General features: G+C 59.2%; 1 rRNA gene. It reads right to left on the bottom strand.

What is annotated here, in order from left to right:
* Positions 1 to 283: 283 nt before the first annotated feature.
* Positions 284 to 387 (bottom strand): 16S ribosomal RNA (locus tag E2B92_RS32495); the annotation flags it as partial.

Raw genomic sequence — 387 nt, 5'->3', positions numbered from 1 at the left:
CTGTGCAGTTCTCAAGCAACGACCAGCCACCCATCACCTGAACCCGAAGACTCAGTGCACTGGGGCCGGCATCGCAGAAGGGCGAGCAACGCTCGCACCCTCAGACACCCAACAGCGTGCCCGACACCCTCGATCCTTCTCCGTGTTCCACGCCGAAGCAGTACTGACAGGAAGATCTCGAGTGTGCCGAATAATCAACGTTCCACCCATGAGCAACCAGCATCAGACGTTCGCTGATGTTCTGGCCTCTGACCGGCCGGAACCGGTAAGAAGTGCTCCTTAGAAAGGAGGTGATCCAGCCGCACCTTCCGGTACGGCTACCTTGTTACGACTTCGTCCCAATCGCCAGTCCCACCTTCGACAGCTCCCTCCCACAAGGGGTTGGGC

This window comes from Streptomyces sp. WAC05374, assembly GCF_004353505.1.
Lineage (GTDB): Bacteria > Actinomycetota > Actinomycetes > Streptomycetales > Streptomycetaceae > Streptomyces.
This window is presented reverse-complemented; position numbering and strand designations above follow the sequence as displayed.